1 protein-coding gene is annotated in these 588 nt (G+C 55.8%); it reads right to left on the bottom strand.

All coding sequences use genetic code 11. The features are described 5' to 3' along the window. Nucleotides 1–536 (bottom strand): ABC transporter ATP-binding protein (locus ACLO87_RS16900; RefSeq protein ID WP_430224358.1); only part of this gene is annotated, 536 nt, incomplete at its 3' end. Nucleotides 537–588 lie beyond the last annotated feature (52 nt).

The following is a 588-nucleotide window of genomic DNA, read 5'->3' on the forward strand; positions in this document are numbered from 1 at the left end:
TCGCGGGCCTGCGGCGTCAGGCGGCTAAAGGAGTCATCAAGAATTAAGAGCTTTGGCTGCATCGCGATGGCGCAGGCGATGACCACACGCTGTGTCTCTCCTCCGGAGAGTGTTGCCGGGTGACGATGGCGCAACGGCTGGCACTCGGTCAGGGCCAGGGCGGCGTCAATCCGCGCCATAATCTCTTTTTCAGCAAGACACAGATTTTCTGGCCCAAAGGCAACTTCTTCTTCCACGCTAAAGGTACAGCCGGAGAGCTGCAAATAGGGCGATTGCTGGACGAGCTGGATGGTGGCGGATTGTTCATTAAGCGGGAGACGCCCAATGGGCGTACCGAGAAGCGTCCCCGTGCCGGTTATCTCTCCTGGTAGAAAGTCCGGATACCAGCCCGCCATCAGCTGCGCCAGCGTACTTTTGCCACTGCCGTTGTCACCAAAGATGGCGACCATCCCCGGTTTGACATAGTGAAAGTCATAACAGAACGGAGGATGCGTTGAGTGTGTCGGGCAATAGCGAAACTGTTCTAACGTAACCATATCCACGCTCCGAATTCAGCCAGCATTAGCAATATCATGGTGTAACGTGCTA

Origin of the sequence: Paenalcaligenes sp. Me52, assembly GCF_050487965.1 — a bacterium.
Taxonomy (GTDB): domain Bacteria; phylum Pseudomonadota; class Gammaproteobacteria; order Burkholderiales; family Burkholderiaceae_B; genus Paenalcaligenes.